The sequence below is a fragment of the Streptomyces sp. NBC_00829 genome (assembly GCF_045161795.1).
In the GTDB taxonomy this organism is placed as follows: domain Bacteria; phylum Actinomycetota; class Actinomycetes; order Streptomycetales; family Streptomycetaceae; genus Streptomyces.
This window is the reverse complement of record NZ_CP108867.1, coordinates 3,576,317-3,592,266: the sequence shown is the minus strand read 5'-3', so window position 1 is coordinate 3,592,266 and position 15,950 is coordinate 3,576,317. Positions and strand designations below refer to the sequence as shown.

Annotated in this window: 10 protein-coding genes and 2 pseudogenes; 9 read left to right on the top strand and 3 right to left on the bottom strand. The window is 68.1% G+C overall.

Annotated features, from left to right (window positions below):
• Positions 1 to 724: 724 nt before the first annotated feature.
• Together OG293_RS15460 and OG293_RS15455 are read left to right on the top strand one after the other, a co-directional pair.
• Positions 725 to 1,060 carry a MerR family transcriptional regulator gene (locus tag OG293_RS15460; protein ID WP_405999368.1) on the top strand — a complete coding sequence of 112 codons (336 nt, stop codon included), beginning with the start codon at positions 725 to 727 and terminating at the stop codon, positions 1,058 to 1,060.
• Between the two features lie 129 nt (positions 1,061 to 1,189).
• A pseudogene (locus tag OG293_RS15455) lies at positions 1,190 to 1,237 on the top strand (hypothetical protein); the annotation flags it as partial.
• A 1-nt stretch (position 1,238) separates the two neighbouring features.
• Here OG293_RS15455 and OG293_RS15450 read toward each other — a convergent pair.
• Positions 1,239 to 1,823: a hypothetical protein gene (locus tag OG293_RS15450; protein WP_406003856.1), complete on the bottom strand. Its 585-nt coding sequence runs from the start codon at positions 1,821 to 1,823 to the stop codon at positions 1,239 to 1,241.
• Between the two features lie 261 nt (positions 1,824 to 2,084).
• Between OG293_RS15450 and OG293_RS15445 the strand changes: the two genes are divergently transcribed.
• The 6 genes and pseudogenes from OG293_RS15445 (at position 2,085) to OG293_RS15420 (ending at position 7,934) form a co-directional block, all read left to right on the top strand.
• Entirely contained in the window at positions 2,085 to 2,870 is a 786-nt protein-coding gene (locus tag OG293_RS15445) for a hemolysin III family protein (protein WP_406003606.1), read from the top strand.
• A 412-nt stretch (positions 2,871 to 3,282) separates the two neighbouring features.
• Positions 3,283 to 3,486, top strand: a complete 204-nt coding sequence (locus OG293_RS15440; RefSeq protein WP_405999367.1) for a cold-shock protein — start codon at positions 3,283 to 3,285, stop codon at positions 3,484 to 3,486.
• Between the two features lie 319 nt (positions 3,487 to 3,805).
• Complete coding sequence (locus OG293_RS15435; protein WP_405999366.1) at positions 3,806 to 5,317, top strand: DEAD/DEAH box helicase; 1,512 nt, start codon at positions 3,806 to 3,808, stop codon at positions 5,315 to 5,317.
• 46 nt (positions 5,318 to 5,363) lie between these two features.
• Positions 5,364 to 5,749, top strand: a pseudogene (locus tag OG293_RS15430) (hypothetical protein).
• A gap of 54 nt (positions 5,750 to 5,803) precedes the next feature.
• Complete coding sequence (locus tag OG293_RS15425) at positions 5,804 to 6,115, top strand: SCO5918 family protein (RefSeq protein ID WP_405999365.1); 312 nt, start codon at positions 5,804 to 5,806, stop codon at positions 6,113 to 6,115.
• Between the two features lie 421 nt (positions 6,116 to 6,536).
• Positions 6,537 to 7,934, top strand: a complete 1,398-nt coding sequence (locus tag OG293_RS15420; protein WP_405999364.1) for an IS1380 family transposase — start codon at positions 6,537 to 6,539, stop codon at positions 7,932 to 7,934.
• 890 nt (positions 7,935 to 8,824) lie between these two features.
• Here the strand turns inward: OG293_RS15420 and OG293_RS15415 are convergent.
• On the bottom strand, positions 8,825 to 9,955 hold the full coding sequence (locus tag OG293_RS15415; protein WP_406003605.1) for a tyrosine-type recombinase/integrase: 1,131 nt from the start codon (positions 9,953 to 9,955) through the stop codon (positions 8,825 to 8,827).
• Between the two features lie 209 nt (positions 9,956 to 10,164).
• Entirely contained in the window at positions 10,165 to 12,120 is a 1,956-nt protein-coding gene (locus OG293_RS15410) for a YncE family protein (RefSeq protein WP_405999363.1), read from the bottom strand.
• A 715-nt stretch (positions 12,121 to 12,835) separates the two neighbouring features.
• On the opposite strand from OG293_RS15410, the gene OG293_RS15405 reads away from it, so the two are divergent.
• Positions 12,836 to 14,521: an SWIM zinc finger domain-containing protein gene (locus tag OG293_RS15405; protein WP_405999362.1), complete on the top strand. Its 1,686-nt coding sequence runs from the start codon at positions 12,836 to 12,838 to the stop codon at positions 14,519 to 14,521.
• Positions 14,522 to 15,950: the final 1,429 nt, after the last annotated feature.

Here is a 15,950-nt window from a genome sequence, read left to right as displayed (position 1 = left end):
TGGTTTCTCTCGTAGCCCAGAGAGACAGCAGGCCTGGCAGAGACGAACTGCCGGGCAGCAGTACACGCAGTTGCAGTGCGCAGGACGGTGCGGTGGTGGAGTTCCGAAGCCAGGGTTGTTGCAGGACGGCGACGGGACTGACGACCGGACCGGGTGGCCCGCAGTGATCAGGGGCCGCCGTGAGCAAGACCGCAGTTAACGCAAGTGCAGTACCCGTAAGTGCAGTTCGCAGTACCCAGCAGTGAAGTCAGTGAGCAGCACCTCGGTGAAGGCGTCGGCTGCGGGCGCGCGCACCGGGAAGTTCGGCAGTGGGGTTCTAAGCCAGAGCAGACGCAGGACGGGCGACGGGGCTGGCTGCCGAAGAGTGGTGCTGTCGCAGGCCACTGAGCAGTTCGCATCACCAGCAGTACGCAGTAGAGCAGTACCAGCAGTACGCAGTCCCCCGTTTGGTAAGCAGTTGATCACCGAGGGAAGAACGGAGGAGCCCCGCGCCATCAGGATCGCCCGGGCGGAAGTCTTGAGCCCGGGTACCGCAGGACATCGATAGTGAGGTGGTCTTCGGTCAAGCAACCGCGATCCCCGCATTCCCCGCCCTCTCCCGGGTGGACGTGCGGACACAGAAGGCCGGCGCAGTACCAGGGCCGGCAGATGGTGTAGCAGTTCCTTCGGGGCCCTGGTGCCATACGGCACCAGGGCCCCTCCACGCGTTCCACAGAGAGGTGCAATGACAGCAGACGACTCGCTCAGCCGTCTCGATGACGACGACTACCCCGCCTACACCATGGGCCGGGCCGCCGAGATGCTCGGCACCACCCAGGGCTTCCTCCGCGCCATCGGCGAAGCCCGCCTCATCACCCCGCTGCGCTCCGAGGGCGGACACCGCCGCTACTCCCGCTACCAACTGCGCATCGCCGCCCGCGCCCGGGAACTCGTCGACCAGGGCACCCCCATCGAGGCCGCCTGCCGCATCGTCATCCTCGAAGACCAGCTCGAAGAAGCCCAGCGCATCAACGCCGAATACCGCCGCGCCGCCGAATCAGCGAAACCGCCCGTGGCTTGAGGCAGCGCGCCCGCCTTCGCCAACGTCTACGGCGTGGGCGTTCTGCTGTGCCGTGCCACAGGAATCAAGGCGATCACCTCTGCCTCCCGCACGTTGCGGGAGGCGTACATCGGCTGGCAGGCATGAGACATGGCTACGGGAACGGTGAAGTGGTTCAACGAGGACAAGAGCTTCAGCTTCATCGCGCAGGACGGCGGAACAGACGTTCAGACACTCGTCCAGGCTTCGAGGAAGGCTTTCCGTCCAGATCGTCCGACCTGCCGTCGGCGTGCAGGACGCGCCAGGCGGTGAGTTCGAGATCTCGGAGCCATAGTTCTCCGATGACCTGTGTCTTGAGGTCGGGAAGATGATCGGACTCGGCGAGGGCTTGACCGATCACCTCCCCGGCCGCGACGCGTTGGGGCGGGGTCATCTCATCGACAGCCGAGAGGATCTGTCGGGCCAGGGCGGTTCCTTCGCCTGCCAGGGATTGCAGCACCTCAGCCTTCATGTTGGCAGGTAGCAGGTAGGCGGTGCCCGAGGACCTCCACAGTTCCAACCAGAAGTGCTCACCTGCCGCGGTGGGGGCAGGGAGCGCGGCCAGCAGCCCGAGGAGATGGCCGATGGCCGCGTAGCCACCGGAGTGAGCAGCTGCGACGACTGCGATGCCGGCTACGCGCTCCGCATCGAGATGGCTGGCTTCGAGGTCTGGAGCCAGACCCAACTGGTGTTCCAACTGGTCTGTGAGGGGGGCGGATACGTGGGGGCGGACTTCAGGAAGCATCGGCGATCCTTGCGGGTAGGCGAGCAGTGGTGCCCGTTCGGAAGCCCTGATCTTTCCCACGATCGGCCGGTCTACTCGGCCTCGGGGGCCCATCGGCGGGACCAAGGGGACCGGAGTCCGCACGGCGGAGAGACAGTCCAGGCCCGGCGACTTGGGCCCGGATTTCAGGCCGGCCTCTCGAAAGGGCTGTCCTGTGAGGTCTCTTAGCATGAGCGCATGATTGCCAGTGACGCCCAGGAGTCCGGGGGAGGACGGGAAGCCATGTGCCGTGACGCCGCTGAGGTCGAATGTGGCCACGTCGCCTCAGAGTGTGGAGAACACCGCGAAGTCGGGCTGGCCCCCGGGCCACGATGTGACGATGCAGGAGAAAAGGGTCACTCGGTTGCCGCTCTGGTGGAGCAGGCGGCCGACCTGGCAGAACCGATCAAGCCGAGGTTGCGTGGCTGGCTCCATGCCGGAATGGTCCCCACCGCGCTGATCGCAGGCATCGTACTCATCTGCCTGGCCGGCACCCCGCAGGCGACTTGGGCCTGCGCCGTGTACGCGGTCACCGCCTGGCTGCTGTTCGCAACGAGCGCCATCTACCACCGCGGCACCTGGGGACCGCTCGGAGAGGCTCTTCTGCGACGTCTGGACCACGCCAACATTTTCCTGATCATCGCCGGCACCTGCACCCCCCTGGCTGTGCTTCTCCTGCCGCCGGACCAGAGGTCCATGCTGCTGTGGATCGTATGGACGGGCGCATTGGCCGGCATCGCGTTCCGGGTCCTGTGGGTCGGAGCTCCGCGCTGGTTGTACACCCCGTGCTACCTGGCCCTGGGGTGGGCACCGGTGCGCTACCTGCCCGACTTCCTGCATACCGGCGGAGCGGCCGTACTCACCCTGATCGTGGCCGGCGGTCTCCTCTACAGCGCGGGCGCAGTCGTCTACGCCCTCCAGCGCCCCGACCCCTCACCCCGCTGGTTCGGCTTTCACGAGGTGTTCCACGCGCTGACCGTGGCAGCCTTCACCGCGCACTACATCGCCATCTTCCTGAACATCTCCTGACCGCGCCCCCGATCTGTGTCGAGACCGGCTACGGGCCGACGCCGGGCGAGATGGTGCCACCGGAGCAGTTGTGCCTCCGAGCCCTGAGCGGCGCCCGCCTTTCCTGAAACGCTACGGTCCGGGTGGGGCAATATCTATGACCGCGAGATGAGGGTTTAACGCGCAGTGCGGGGAGTGTTTTTATGGCAACCAACGGAGTGGAGTTATTTACCGCACATGGGCCGCTACCGCATGCTACTGTCGATCTCAGTTGCAGTTGTGGTTCCCAAAAAATCTCGAGCTCCTTCGCCGGTATTTTCCGGCAACTGGAAGCTTTTTGTATTGCCGGTCTCTTTCCGGACGGGGCATCATCGCGGCGACCCGGTATCCGCGCATCGCGGGTCCCGGCGTACTGCCCCAAAGGAGATATGACATGGCGTCAGGCACCGTGAAGTGGTTCAACGCGGCCAAGGGTTTCGGCTTCATCGAGCAGGACGGCGGGGGCGCCGACGTGTTCGCCCACTTTTCGAACATCGCCGCCCAGGGCTTCCGTGAGCTGCTCGAAGGCCAGAAGGTCACCTTCGACATCGCGTCGGGCCAGAAGGGCCCGACGGCCGAGAACATCGCTCCCGCCTGACGCTGACGCGGACTTCGTAGCTGGGGCCCGCATCCCTCGGGGTGCGGGCCCCAGCTACGGACATTTCCCACAGCGGTGTCACCTGTGGGACAACTCTGCCCGCAGCCCCATGCTCAGGGATGCGCGCCTTTCCGGAGCTGTACCGGTCGACGTCCGGGATTTCACGTCCACATGATGTCACCCATTTCATTGCCTGCATCCCGCACTGGGTTCACTGCAAACCAGATTCGCATTCTATTCGGCCCGTTCTTGTGATTCCCCGCGCTGCTCTTCCGCTGCGGGAATTCCTTGATGCGTGCCGTATCAAGGAAGGTTCTCAATGAATCCCACACGTACGAACGGCCGCTCCTCCCGCCCCCGCCGCACCGACGGCCCCGCTTTCGGCTCCGGCGCCCGTTCGGGGCGGGGCGGCCGCTTCGGCTCGCCCGCCCCGAGCCGTTCAGGCGCTCCGGTCCGCTCTGGCGGCCACGGCCGGCGGCCCGCAGCGGTCCAGGGCGAGTTCGCCCTGCCGAAGACGATCACTCCCGCGCTGCCCGCGGTCGAGGCGTTCGCGGACCTCGACATGCCCGAGCAGTTGCTGGCCGCGCTCACCGCGCAAGGCGTGAGCGTCCCGTTCCCGATCCAGGGCGCGACCCTGCCCAACACCCTCGCGGGCCGCGACGCCCTGGGACGCGGGCGCACCGGCTCCGGCAAGACCCTCGCCTTCGGCCTAGCCCTGCTGGCCCGTACCGCCGGGCAGCGCGCCGAGCCCCGCCAGCCGCTGGCCCTGATCCTCGTGCCGACGCGTGAGCTGGCCCAGCAGGTGACCGACGCACTCACCCCCTACGCCCGCTCGGTGAAGCTGCGCCTGGCCACCGTCGTCGGCGGAATGTCGATCGGCAGGCAGGCCAGTGCGCTGCGGGGCGGCGCCGAGGTCGTCGTCGCGACGCCGGGCCGCCTCAAGGACCTCATCGACCGCGGCGACTGCCGACTCAATCAGGTCGCGATCACCGTCCTGGACGAGGCCGACCAGATGGCCGACATGGGCTTCATGCCCCAGGTCACCGCACTCCTGGACCAGGTCCGCCCCGAGGGCCAGCGGATGCTGTTCTCCGCCACCCTCGACCGCAACGTCGACCGGCTGGTCCGCCGCTACCTCACCGATCCGGTCGTCCACTCCGTCGACCCGTCCGCAGGCGCGGTCACCACGATGGAGCATCACGTGCTGCACGTCCACGGCGCCGACAAGCACCGGACGACGACGGAGATCGCGGCGCGCGAGGGCCGGGTGATCATGTTCCTGGACACCAAGCACGCCGTCGACCGGCTGACGCAGGACCTGCTGAACAGCGGTGTCCGGGCCGCCGCCCTGCACGGCGGGAAGTCGCAGCCGCTGCGCACCCGGACCCTGGCCCAGTTCAAGACCGGCCACGTCACCGTGCTCGTCGCGACGAACGTCGCGGCGCGCGGCATCCACGTCGACAACCTCGACCTCGTCGTCAACGTCGACCCGCCGACCGACCACAAGGACTACCTCCACCGCGGCGGCCGTACCGCGCGGGCCGGCGAGTCCGGCAGCGTCGTCACCCTGGTCACCCCCAACCAGCGCCGCGACATGACCCGCCTCATGACGGCCGCCGGCATCGTGCCCCAGACCACCCAGGTCCGCTCCGGCGAAGAGACACTCAGCCGGATCACCGGCGCCCAGACCCCCTCCGGCATCCCCGTGACGATCACCGCGCCGGTGGCCGAACGGCGTAAGCGCAGCGCGGCCTCACGCGGCCGACGCAGCCCCGCATCGGCTGCCCGGCGCGTGACCGTGCGGCAGTCCTCCTTCGATGCGGCGGCCTAGAACCTTCGTGATCAGGAAACTGACCCATCTCTGCAGGAGGCACGTTTTGACGCTGGTTCAGATGCAGCCCCGCTCGGCGAATGCCACCCCCGTACACAGGACGGCGGCCGACGCCATGGACACAGGCGCACCGCGGGTCTGCGACGACATGACCATCGAGGTCGCCCTGTCCGTCATGGACAGCGCCCGCACCGGGTACCTGCTCGTCTGCGACAACGACGGCCTGTGCACCCAACTGGTCACCCAGGCCCAGCTCGCCGCAGTCCGCGACAGCTCCGCGTACACGGACCGGGTCCAGCTGCGCGACATCCTCGGCGACCGCCGGCCGTTCACCTCGCCCGTGACCACGATGGCCGCGGCCGCCGCCTCGATGCCTCGCCTGTCGTCGACGAACAAGGCAGTGCTCTGGGCGTCCTCGCCCTTGCCGGCTGAACCGCCTCACCGCGGCAGAACCATCCCCCTTCGTTCTTCTCCTTGTGAGGCATCATGCGCTGTGTCATCGCCCGCTTCCCGTTCGACCTCACCAAGAGCGGCGTCCTGGAATCGATGAAGGGCATCAGGCCCGAGCAGGTCTTCGGCGAGTCCGTGATCATCGGCCGCCGCACCTACCCAGTCAAGCAGGTCGGCCAGGTCGTCACACGCCAGGACCGCCGCGACTTCAGCGCCGGCGAAGTCCTCCGGGCCATGACCCAGCTCGGCTTCACCTGCCGCGGCCTTCCCCAGGCCGCCGCGCCCACGCGCGTCCTCAACCCGTTCCAACAGGCTTCCGCGATGCTCGGCGCCCCCGCGGCAGCCTGACCGACGGGCAGGCGCGAGCCGCCACCAAAACAGCGATGAGGGCCCGACCGGAATACGCCGGTCGGACCCTCACCGCATACCGGCGGCTTCTCGACGCGGCGGGGGTCAGTGATCGGAGTAGCTGAAGTCGCCCATGGTCCAGGCACTGACGTCCTCGATCGCCACGCGGTACATCCCGCCCGTCTCCGGGATCCCCACCGCGCCCTCGCGGGCAGCCGCCCCTTCCGAGGCACATTGACGTCGCCGCTCCGAACGTGGCTCCTGTGGCACCCGCCACAACTCTCGTATGCGCACGCTAAGCCTCGATCCACCGAGCAATAGCCGGTCCAGGGCTTGGACATGAAGACGCGGATGCCCTCTGAGCTGGGATGATGGGACTTCCTACGGTTCCATATCCACAGAGCAAGAGAACATCCGCGAGATGCAATCTTCCCATGCCGCTTCGGCGGTGTCCGCCGCGTTCGATGACACGAATCTGATCGCGCATGCCGGGCTGGTCCCGGTGATGCGGCTGGCCGAGCGGTGCGGTCTGTCCCGGCTGGTGACGGAGAAGGTGAAACTGACCGGGGCGAAGAACGGCGCGGGTGCGGGGGCGGACGCCAAGGTCACCAGCATTGTGGCCGGGATGGTCGCGGGTGCGGACAGCATCGACGACCTGGACGTGCTGCGGCACGGGGCGATGCCCGTGTTGTTCGGCGGTATCCGTGCCCCGTCCACGCTGGGCACGTTCCTGCGCGCGTTCACCCACGGTCACGCCCTCCAGCTCCATGCCGTGCACCGCAGGTTCCTGGCCGTGCTGGCCGCGCACACCCCGCTGCTGCCCGGCGCCGGCGACAAGGCGTTCATCGACGTCGACTCCACCCATAAACGCGTCTACGGCCGTACCAAGCAGGGCGCCGAGTACGGCCGGTTCAAGGGCATCCGCACCCTGCACCCCCTGCTCGCCACGATCTGCACCCCGCACTCGCGGCCGGTGATCGCCACCGTGCGGATGCGCCGCGGCAAAGCGGCCGATTCCCGCGGCGCCCCGAAGTACGTCAGCGAGGCGCTGGCCACCGCGGTGGAAGCGGGCTGCACCGGCCTGCGCATCCTGCGCGCGGATTCCCAGTTCTACAACGCCGGGGTCATCGCCGCCTGCCGCCGGGCCGGTGCCCGCTTCTCCCTCACCTGCGGCATGAACCCGTCCGTCAAACGGGCCGTTCACAGCATCCCCGACACCGCATGGCAGCAGATCACCTACCCCACCGCTGTGCCCGATCCCGACACCGGAGAGCTCATCTTTGACGCCGAAGTCGCCGAGATACCCGCCTACACCGCCTTCGCCGGCCGCAAGAAGAGCGAACAGGTCACCGCCCGGCTGATCGTGCGCCGCGTCCGCGACCTGGCCAAACCCCCGGTGATCGGCAAGCAGGGCGAACTGTTCCCCGTCTGGCGCCACCACCCGTTCTTCACCGACCAGCCCGCACCGACCCTCCAGGCCGAACGCGAACACCGCCACCACGCCGTCGTCGAGCAGGTCATCGCCGACAGCAAAGCCTCCGCCCTGGCCCACCTGCCCTCCGGACACTTCAACGCCAACGCGGCCTGGCTCACCCTGTGGGCGATGACCTACAACCTGCTGCGGGCCACCGGCTCGCTGACCTCCGCTTTCCATGCCAAGGCCACCACCGCCACCCTCCGCGCCCACCTGGTCCAGATTCCGGCCCGGATCGCCCGCTCCGCACGGCGCATCACCCTGCACCTACCGAACAACTGGCCCTGGCAACACGCCTGGACGCACCTGTTCGACACGGTCCACGGCCCACCCGCACCGGCCTGACAGTCCTTGCCCATCCCGCCCGCCAGGGCCAACCGGAACCGAACGTGGAAAAGCTGGGCAGACCAGCGGCTACCACCCGCCCACGCCCAAGCGCCGACCCGAAAGCGGCCCGAAACCGGTCAGGAGATCACTTCCAAAAACACGTCGGTGGATCGAGGCTAAGCTACCGGTGCGCGGCTGACCTGCGAAACGGTCACTGGCTCGACCTCGGGCGTAGGGGAAGCGAGCCCGCGTTCATCTCGATGCCGGTGCGAAGCTCCCCAGTTCGGCCCCCACTCCGACCAGCGACGCTGCCGCTCATCACGTTCCTGGGCCCGGCGCACGGGAACGGATGGGAACCTGGTGGGAACGGAAGGATCGGGAACGATGCGGCAAGGCCGAGCGAGGGCGGCCACCCGCACCCACCCTGACCTGCAACGTTCCCGAGAATCAGGTCATGTTGATCAAGATCGTGATGATCACGTGCTGACTCGTAATGCGTAGGTCTCGGGTTCGAATCCCGAAGGCGGCTCTGTGGAAGCCCCAGGACTCACTCGCCGTGACCTGGGGCTTTTGCTTTTTCGTGATCTTCGGGAGCTTGCGGCTGTGAGGTCACAGAGCCTCTTGCGTGAGCGAAGCGTGTCTTCCGGGGACGTACCGGGGACGCGGCGCGGAACGATCACCGGATGCGGTTTTGGGAGCGGCAGGTCAAGTGCCAGCCGCCGCCGTGCAGATGGCATCAGCAGACCGCTCATGACGGTCTCGTCGCGGCTGGGAGCGTCGCGGGACTCGAGTTAGGCCGTTGTGTGCCGGGAGGCCCCGGCGACCAGCTTTGACGCCAGCAGGCATACGAAACGGGCGAGCCCAGGATGTGAGGTCCTGGGTTCGCCCGTCGGCTGTGTGCGGGTACGTCAGGCGGCTGCCGCGGCCGTGCCTTCGTCCCCGTCGGTCTGCTCTTCCTCCGCGGCTTCCTCGGTCGTGCTGTCGTCCTCCTCGTGCTCCCGGAGGATCTTCTTTCGTGCTCGGGGGACGGCGGCGAGGGTGGCTTCGGCGGCTTCCTTCTCGACCTCTTCGAGGACGCTGGTGTAGATGTCGCCGGTCACCTTGATCGAGGAGTGGCCGAGCTTCTTCTGGACGACCTTGATGTGGACGCCGGCCAGGAGGGCGATGGTAGCGGCGCCGTGGCGGAGGTCGTGCAGGCGGATCGGGGGCAGGTCGGCCTTCTTGTAGGGCCGCTCGAAGCGGTCGGAGAAGAACTGCGGGTGGTAGACCGTGCCGTCCTCGCGGGTGAAGACCCGCCCGCAGTTCTCCCAGGGCCTGTTGTTCTCCAGGGCCTCTGCGCGCTCGGCTTCCTGGCGGGCCTTCCACCAGCGCAGCAGGTCGAGGGTGTCCTGGTCGAGGGTGATGTCGCGGATCTGGTCGGTCTTCGGGGTGTCCTCGTACGGCTCGTACGTGACGGCGACGATTTGCTCAGTGATGTGGATGATGCCTTCGTCGAGGTCTACCTCGCCCCAAGACAGGGCACACGACTCGCCGCGGCGCAAGCCGTGGAAGGCGATGAGGTGCCAGAGGGGGTAGAGCCGGTCGTGGACGGCGGAGTCGAGGAACTGGCCGGTGTGTTCGGGGCGCCAGGCAAGGATCGACAGCCGCTGTGATTGCGGAAGCTCGTCTCTCTCAGCCGGCCCGGCTTCAGCGCTTGGCGTTGAGCCGGGACCGGCTGGCGGCTGGAGTGGCAGTGACTCCCGCGGTCGTCGGCAGCGGCAACAGTGCAGAGTGATCCGAACTGGGGGGCGGCACCCGGGGACCCGAACTGGGACGGTTCCCGCGGGATCAGTGGGCAGGGCGATACCGCCGGCCCGGCCGATTCCCGTTGGGCGTAGACAGATTCTGCGGCCGGGTTCGCGGGGGAGCGGCCCGGCCGCGGAGGCCAGCCCCGCTACGGGGCGAACGAGGCACGGGCCGGAGTGCCCGTGCCGAGGACTCGAAGAACTCGACGCCCGCGTCACGGCCCTCGAACGAGCCAGGTGGCCGCTCCCCACCATCAGTACGCTCACCGGGGTGGCAGCCCTGGGCGTGGCCATTTGGTCGGCGGCAGGTCGCTGACGGCTACGGAACCACAGCGTAGAAACGTGTGGCGGGCCGCGGTTGTCGCTGGCCCCGGAACCTCAACGTCTGGCACCTGGGAATTCATAAAAGGGGCAGGCCCCCGCGCATGTGCGGGGGCCTGCCTGGTTCGGCCTGTCGCACCTGGTTAGTTGGTGAAGTAGATGTACTTCCAGGCGCCGATGGTCGTGGCGTTCGCCCTGTCCCCCAGGTCGCCATTGATGTACGACGACCGCACCCGGGCGCGGACGCCTGCCTTGCCGGCTTTGCCCAGGTTCACGGCCGACTTCCCGTTGGCGGCGAGCGTGAAGTACTCGGTGGCGCCGTCGTACCACTTGCCCTGGAAGTACACCTCAAGTTCGAGCTGCTGCCTGCGGCCCTTGTAGTAGCTCATCGTCGTCGTGGAGATGACGTTCTTGTTCTTGCGGAAGTAGTGGTAGGTCGTGGAACCGATCTTGCCGGTCCTGTAGTGGTTGGACAGCGATGTCGCAAGCCTCACCCGGGCCTGCGCCGCGACTTTGAGGGTCTTGCCCGCATACCGTGCGTCGCCCTTGAACACGGCGGTGACCGTGGTGTTCCGGAACATCGCCACCGGGACCGACAGGTTGCCGCTGGAGTTGACCGTGCCCGTCTTCACCAGCTTGTTCGGGGCGTCGTCGCCGAAGGGGTCGGTCCAGATCTCGACCGTGCGGTTCTTGTACGTGGGGCCGAGGTGCGCGGTGAAGGTGACCTTGGTCCCGTTGGGGTAGACCTTGCCGTTGTTGTTCAGCGTCAGGACCGGGGTGGCCCGGGAGACCGCGACCGTGTCGGAGGCGGTCTCCGGGGTGTGCGTCGCGTCGCCCGCGTAGCTCACCTTGTACGTCACCTGGCCGCCGGCCGGCGGGGTGTCGGTGAAGGAGAACGTGCCGCCGGTGCCAAGGGGCTTGGTGTCCAGCGAGGTGCCCCCCGGCGACTCCATGTCGGTGCGGGTGACGGTCAGCGAGGTCCCGGCGGGCAGTGGCACGGTGGAGGCGAGCGTGCCCTTGACGGTGAGGGCCTTGCCGCGGGTGGCGCGGGTGGGGGCGTCGACCTCCAGCGTGCCTGGATACTTGCGGGGCTCGTCGACGGCATGGAACTGAGTGAATTCGCGGGACTCGCTCAGCACGAACAGCTTTGAGCCGTCGGGCGACCAGTTCGTCGAGTGCCCGCCCCAGGGCATCCAGGTGCGCGACAGGTTGCGTACGCTGGGAGGCTGGTCGGGGCCGCCGGTGAAGACGTAGGTGTCGCCGAGGTCGCCTGTATCGAGCACGGTTGCCGCGACCGTACCGTCCGCAGCGACGCTGACCGTCTCCGGCTCGTCGGCCACGGGGTAGGTGCGCACCTGCTTGAGATCGGAGAGCCGGTACTCGGTGAGCGCCCGGTTCCCGGGCCCGGCCACGACGACCGACTGGCCGTCCGGGGTGAGGGCCGCGTCCTTGTAGAAGCCGCCCTTGTTGGCGGAGACGCGGATGACGGGTGTGCCGGAGGAGACGTCGTAGACGACGATCGGGGCGGAGCTGATGTGCCCGTCGAGTGCGAGCAGCGTTCCCGGGTTGTCGGGGTCGGCGTAGAGCATGGGCGGGCTGGCCCAGTCGTGACCGGCCGCCAGGTCAAGCTTCGCAGTGGGCTTCTGGGCGGTCAGGTCGATCACGCCGAGTCCGGAGTCCCACTGGTCGCCGTAGCCGAACCACAGCTTGCCGTCTGTGTGGGCGAGCCGGGAGGGGATGGTCTTGTCGCCGGTGGGGTACTCGGCGGTCTGCGTCAGCGTCGCCGTGTCGAAGGCGACGATCTTGTCGGCGCCGTAGAGCGCCGCGTACAGCGTGCCGGAGTCCGGGCTCAGTTCGAGGTCCCGGACCTGAGCAAGACCGGTCAGCGAGGTGACGACCTTGCCGTTGTAGTCGGTGACGACGATCTTGTCCTGGTACCTGTCGCTGAAGTACAGCCGGTGGTGGACGCCGTCGACGACCGTGTCGTCCGCATCCGAGACGGCGATGGGCCCGTTGGTGTCCGCGGACGCGGGTGCGACCGTGAGCGCGACAGAGCTGAAGAGGACCGCCAGTGCTGTGGCGGCAGGGAGAGTGCGCATACGCACGCTGATTTCGAACCCCCGGAACGAGAGAGATATGGGTGCCACCGCGCGCAACTGGCAGCAGAGCAACGGCTGTTGTGCATGACTCGTGCGCCGCGTGTGGCGAGTAAGTGAAGAGTAAGTCATGCCACCGACACCCCCGGCCGGCGCCTCCGCACCGCGGTCCGGAGGCGCCGCAACCGGACGGGCTGAAACCGCTCTGTGTCCAGGGTGCCGTGACCACCGATCCCTGGCTCTTTTGAGTCGAAAGGTGACGCCCGTGCAGGTGAGGCTGACGCGTTCTGGTCATGTCCGCAGGGAGCACCCCGCATGCCAGTGATATCGAACTAGTGTTCCGCTGCCCGGTTCGACGACCCGGGCACCCGACGGAAGGGATAACGCGCATGCGTACAGCAAGAGCCCTGTCCGACATGGCTGTCGTATGAGGCATTGCCGCTGTTCTCGGGTTCAGTACGTCGGCGGCTGCTGCGGCGCCGTCTGCCGGGCGCACGTCCGGTTCCTCGCCCCGCTACGTGACAGTCGATGGGCACCGCGTGGTGGAGGGGACAAACGGTTGACCGGGGGATCTGGGGAGGGCAGCGTGACCGGCTGACCACCCCTGGCACTGGACGAGTTGGAGGTCAAACCCGTCGAAGTCGTCGCTCCGCCCCCTTGGCCGCCACTAGGCTGACAGCACGTCAAGTGCACAACCCCAGCAGGGCGGAAAGAAAGTATGCGCGGCCTCACCGAGGCGAACCTCAAGACGCTGGCCGGACCCCGTTCCTACGAGCGCGGGCTCGGCTATCTCGATGCGGTATCCGGCGTCGAGGTCGGTGACGGCTGGGTCACCGCGAGCGTCAACGGCACCGAGCGGTACGAGGTGGAGCTGGCCCTGGACGGGCCCGGCGGGTTGTCCGGCGAGTGTGACTGCCCCTACGGCCTGGAGGGCAACTTCTGCAAGCATCTCGTCGCCCTCGGCCTGACGGTGCTCGCCCAGCGGGAGAGCCTGCCGCAGCAGCGGAAGGCGGCCCGGGGGCGAACACAGAACCTGGAGGCGTGGCTGTCCGCCCTGCCCAAGGCCGAGCTGCTCGCCCTGCTACGGGAACAGATCGGCGAGGACCGGCAGTTGCGGCGCCGTCTGGAGCTGAGGGCCGCGAGCGCCCGCGGGGACTTCGCCGCGGTCAGGGCCCGTATCCGCGATCTGCTCGACATCGGCGCGTACGCGCAGTACGGATACGTCGAGTACGCCGATGCCCGCGCCTTCGCCGACCAGGCCGGGGAGGCGGTGTCCGCGATCTGCGGGCTGACCGGCTCGGCCCGGGCCGGTGACGCGATCACCCTGTCGAGGGAGGCGATGCGGCTACTGGGCCAGGCGGTGGAGAGCGTCGACGACTCCGACGGCTGGCTCGGACAGGTGGGCGCAGACCTCGCCGACGCTCATCTCGACGCGTGCCGCGCGGCGCGCTCCGACCCGGAGGAGCTCGCGCGCTGGCTGGTCGGCCATGCGCTCGGCGACCTGGACGGCCTCACCGACATCGATCCGCTCGACTACGAGGACGTTCTCGGCGAAGAGGGGATGGCCGTCCTGCGGAAGCTGGCAGTCGAGGCGTGGCGGGGCAACCGCCGCAGCTGGGCGGAGAAGCACCTGATGGAACGCCTGGCGAAGGCAGGAGGCGACATCGACGCGGTGATCGCCGTGCACGCGGCCGACCTCTCACCGAACGGCCACACACATCTGGTCATCGCCCGCGAGCTGGACACCGCCCGGCGCCCCGACGAGGCCCTGCGCTGGGCGGAACGCGGCGTAGGGAAAGCCAGGGACGCCCGGGAACTCTCCGCCGTCGACACCGCCCTCGTCGACTACCTCTGCGACCGTTACGCGCAAGGCGGTCGGCTTCCCGATGCCGTCGCCCTGCGCCGCGACAACTTCGGCGCCCGCCGCACCCTGCTCGCGTACCAGCAGCTGCGCGCCGCCGCCCGGGCCGCGGACTGCTGGCCTGCCGAGCGTGAGGGCGCACTGGCCCTGCTGCGCGCAGACGCGGGGCGGCGGCAGGAAGGCTGGTACGGCGGCTCCGTCCTGGTCGACGCCCTGCTCGACGACAAGGACGTCGACGCCGCCTGGCGGGCAGTCGGCGAAGCCGGCGCCCACGACCGGCAGTGGCTCACTCTCGCCGACCAGGCGCGTGCCACCCGTCCCGCCGACGCGCTCGGGGTCTACCTGCGGCTGGCCGAGCCGCTGACCAAGCAGACCGGCAACGCGTTCTACGAGAAGCTTGTCAGCCTGCTGCTGAGCATCCGCGATTGCCACCGCCTCCTGGGCACACCGAAGGACGAGTTCACCGCGTACGTCACCGCCCTGCGCACCGCCCAGAAACGCAAGCGGAACCTGATGCGGCTGATGGACGAACACGGCCTGTGAGCCTGAGGCGCCTCGGAGGCCCACCTGGCCCACGGCGTCGGTCGGCCACGCCCGCGCGCAGCGGTACACGGCGGCCACTGTCTCCGGAAGATCCGTACCGAGGCCGCTTCCAACTCCTGCTCGGTGACCAGCGCCAGGCAGCGCGTCGGGCACGTGAACGCCTGTGAGTGTGCCGTAGTTGGCGGCTCCTCATCGTGTTCCCAGCAGGAAGATCCGGCCTTAGTGCACTCCTCATCGCTGCACCCGCCAGATTCCAGGTGCCCGTACATGTCTCCCCAGGCTGGGCAGGCCGGGCATGGTTCCCACCGGAATAGATACGAGCCGTATCCGGCGGGCTCGTATGGGCGTGGGCGCCAAACCACGTCACTGGACGGGTCCGCTAGGGCGAACTGCAACTCCGACGGGAGGGCGGCCCTGTATGCCTCCTCGACTTGGCGGGCAACCAAGGTCTTCACAGCCACCGCGTCACTGGCCAGGACTGGATTGTTCGGGCTCCTTGCTAGAGCCAGAGACACGTATGACTTCAGTAGATCTGCCGCCGCGCGCTGTGCTCGCATGGCAGTGCTGTGTAGAGCGGCTGTCACTACGGCTCAGCGGGTGATGTTCAGTGCGCTGTTGGCAGCCCTGTCTGTGCCCAGCGTGTCACCCCAGAGGGGAATCCCACGCCCGCAGAGCCCCCCGTGATGACTCCACGAGCGCGGAGTGCCACCCCGGTGAACTCCGGTAGCCCCACGCCTGGGCGAGAGTGAGTTCAGGGAGGCATGGGCCCGCGCGGCCTCGGAGCGCCAGGGCGGCACGTCCGCCCGGCCATCCGGCCGGCCCCGCGCACGATCACCGCCGTTCCGGGGGCGGCAGCTCGGGTCGGCTCACCCGGTGGTGCGGCGTGTCTCGTTTTCGTCCAAGCAGCACGGTCGTCGCCCCGTTGTCTTGCTTCACCAACCACTGCCCTCCACTGTGGTCAGGGTGACCTGCCGTCACGTACCGGTTTTTGCACCGATGGTGACGCTCCGTGGTGGCGGGCAGGCAGTGCTCGGCATATGTGCTGGAAAGTCCAAATGCTCAGAGGTGCCGAGTTACTGCGTGTCACCGGTCCCCGGACGAACCGAAGGGGACCGGGTGCCCGCAGAGGGTGCCTACCGAGGGTGTTGACCGGGGTGTCGACCGGGACACCCAAGGGTTTGGCCGCACGGTGGTTTCTGGCTTGCACGTACCGCGCCGACGTTGATGAAGTGAGATCCATCAACAGCGCTTCCCCGGACAGCTGGAAGGCAATCCCCTCGCTGTCGGCAACAGCGCCGCTCCAGGCTGCATTTCGGGGAATTCCTGCGCATTCGTGCGCGTCGTCCCGTTGCCGCCATGGTCCAGCCGCTCGGGCCACTCCAGGGGGAGCAAGCAGCGCATGCGAACGAAAGCAGGTACGCCATGGGGA

What these genes read in the sequence shown, in the direction of transcription:
- OG293_RS15450 (WP_406003856.1), bottom strand. Translation starts at nt 1,823, where the DNA reads ATGCTTCCTGAAGTCCGCCCCCACGTATCCGCCCCCCTCACAGACCAG.
- OG293_RS15445 (WP_406003606.1), top strand. Translation starts at nt 2,085, where the DNA reads ATGTGCCGTGACGCCGCTGAGGTCGAATGTGGCCACGTCGCCTCAGAG.
- OG293_RS15460 (WP_405999368.1), top strand. Translation starts at nt 725, where the DNA reads ATGACAGCAGACGACTCGCTCAGCCGTCTCGATGACGACGACTACCCC.
- OG293_RS15440 (WP_405999367.1), top strand. Translation starts at nt 3,283, where the DNA reads ATGGCGTCAGGCACCGTGAAGTGGTTCAACGCGGCCAAGGGTTTCGGC.
- OG293_RS15425 (WP_405999365.1), top strand. Translation starts at nt 5,804, where the DNA reads ATGCGCTGTGTCATCGCCCGCTTCCCGTTCGACCTCACCAAGAGCGGC.
- OG293_RS15405 (WP_405999362.1), top strand. Translation starts at nt 12,836, where the DNA reads ATGCGCGGCCTCACCGAGGCGAACCTCAAGACGCTGGCCGGACCCCGT.
- OG293_RS15410 (WP_405999363.1), bottom strand. Translation starts at nt 12,120, where the DNA reads ATGCGCACTCTCCCTGCCGCCACAGCACTGGCGGTCCTCTTCAGCTCT.
- OG293_RS15415 (WP_406003605.1), bottom strand. Translation starts at nt 9,955, where the DNA reads ATGGTGGGGAGCGGCCACCTGGCTCGTTCGAGGGCCGTGACGCGGGCG.
- OG293_RS15435 (WP_405999366.1), top strand. Translation starts at nt 3,806, where the DNA reads ATGAATCCCACACGTACGAACGGCCGCTCCTCCCGCCCCCGCCGCACC.
- OG293_RS15420 (WP_405999364.1), top strand. Translation starts at nt 6,537, where the DNA reads ATGCAATCTTCCCATGCCGCTTCGGCGGTGTCCGCCGCGTTCGATGAC.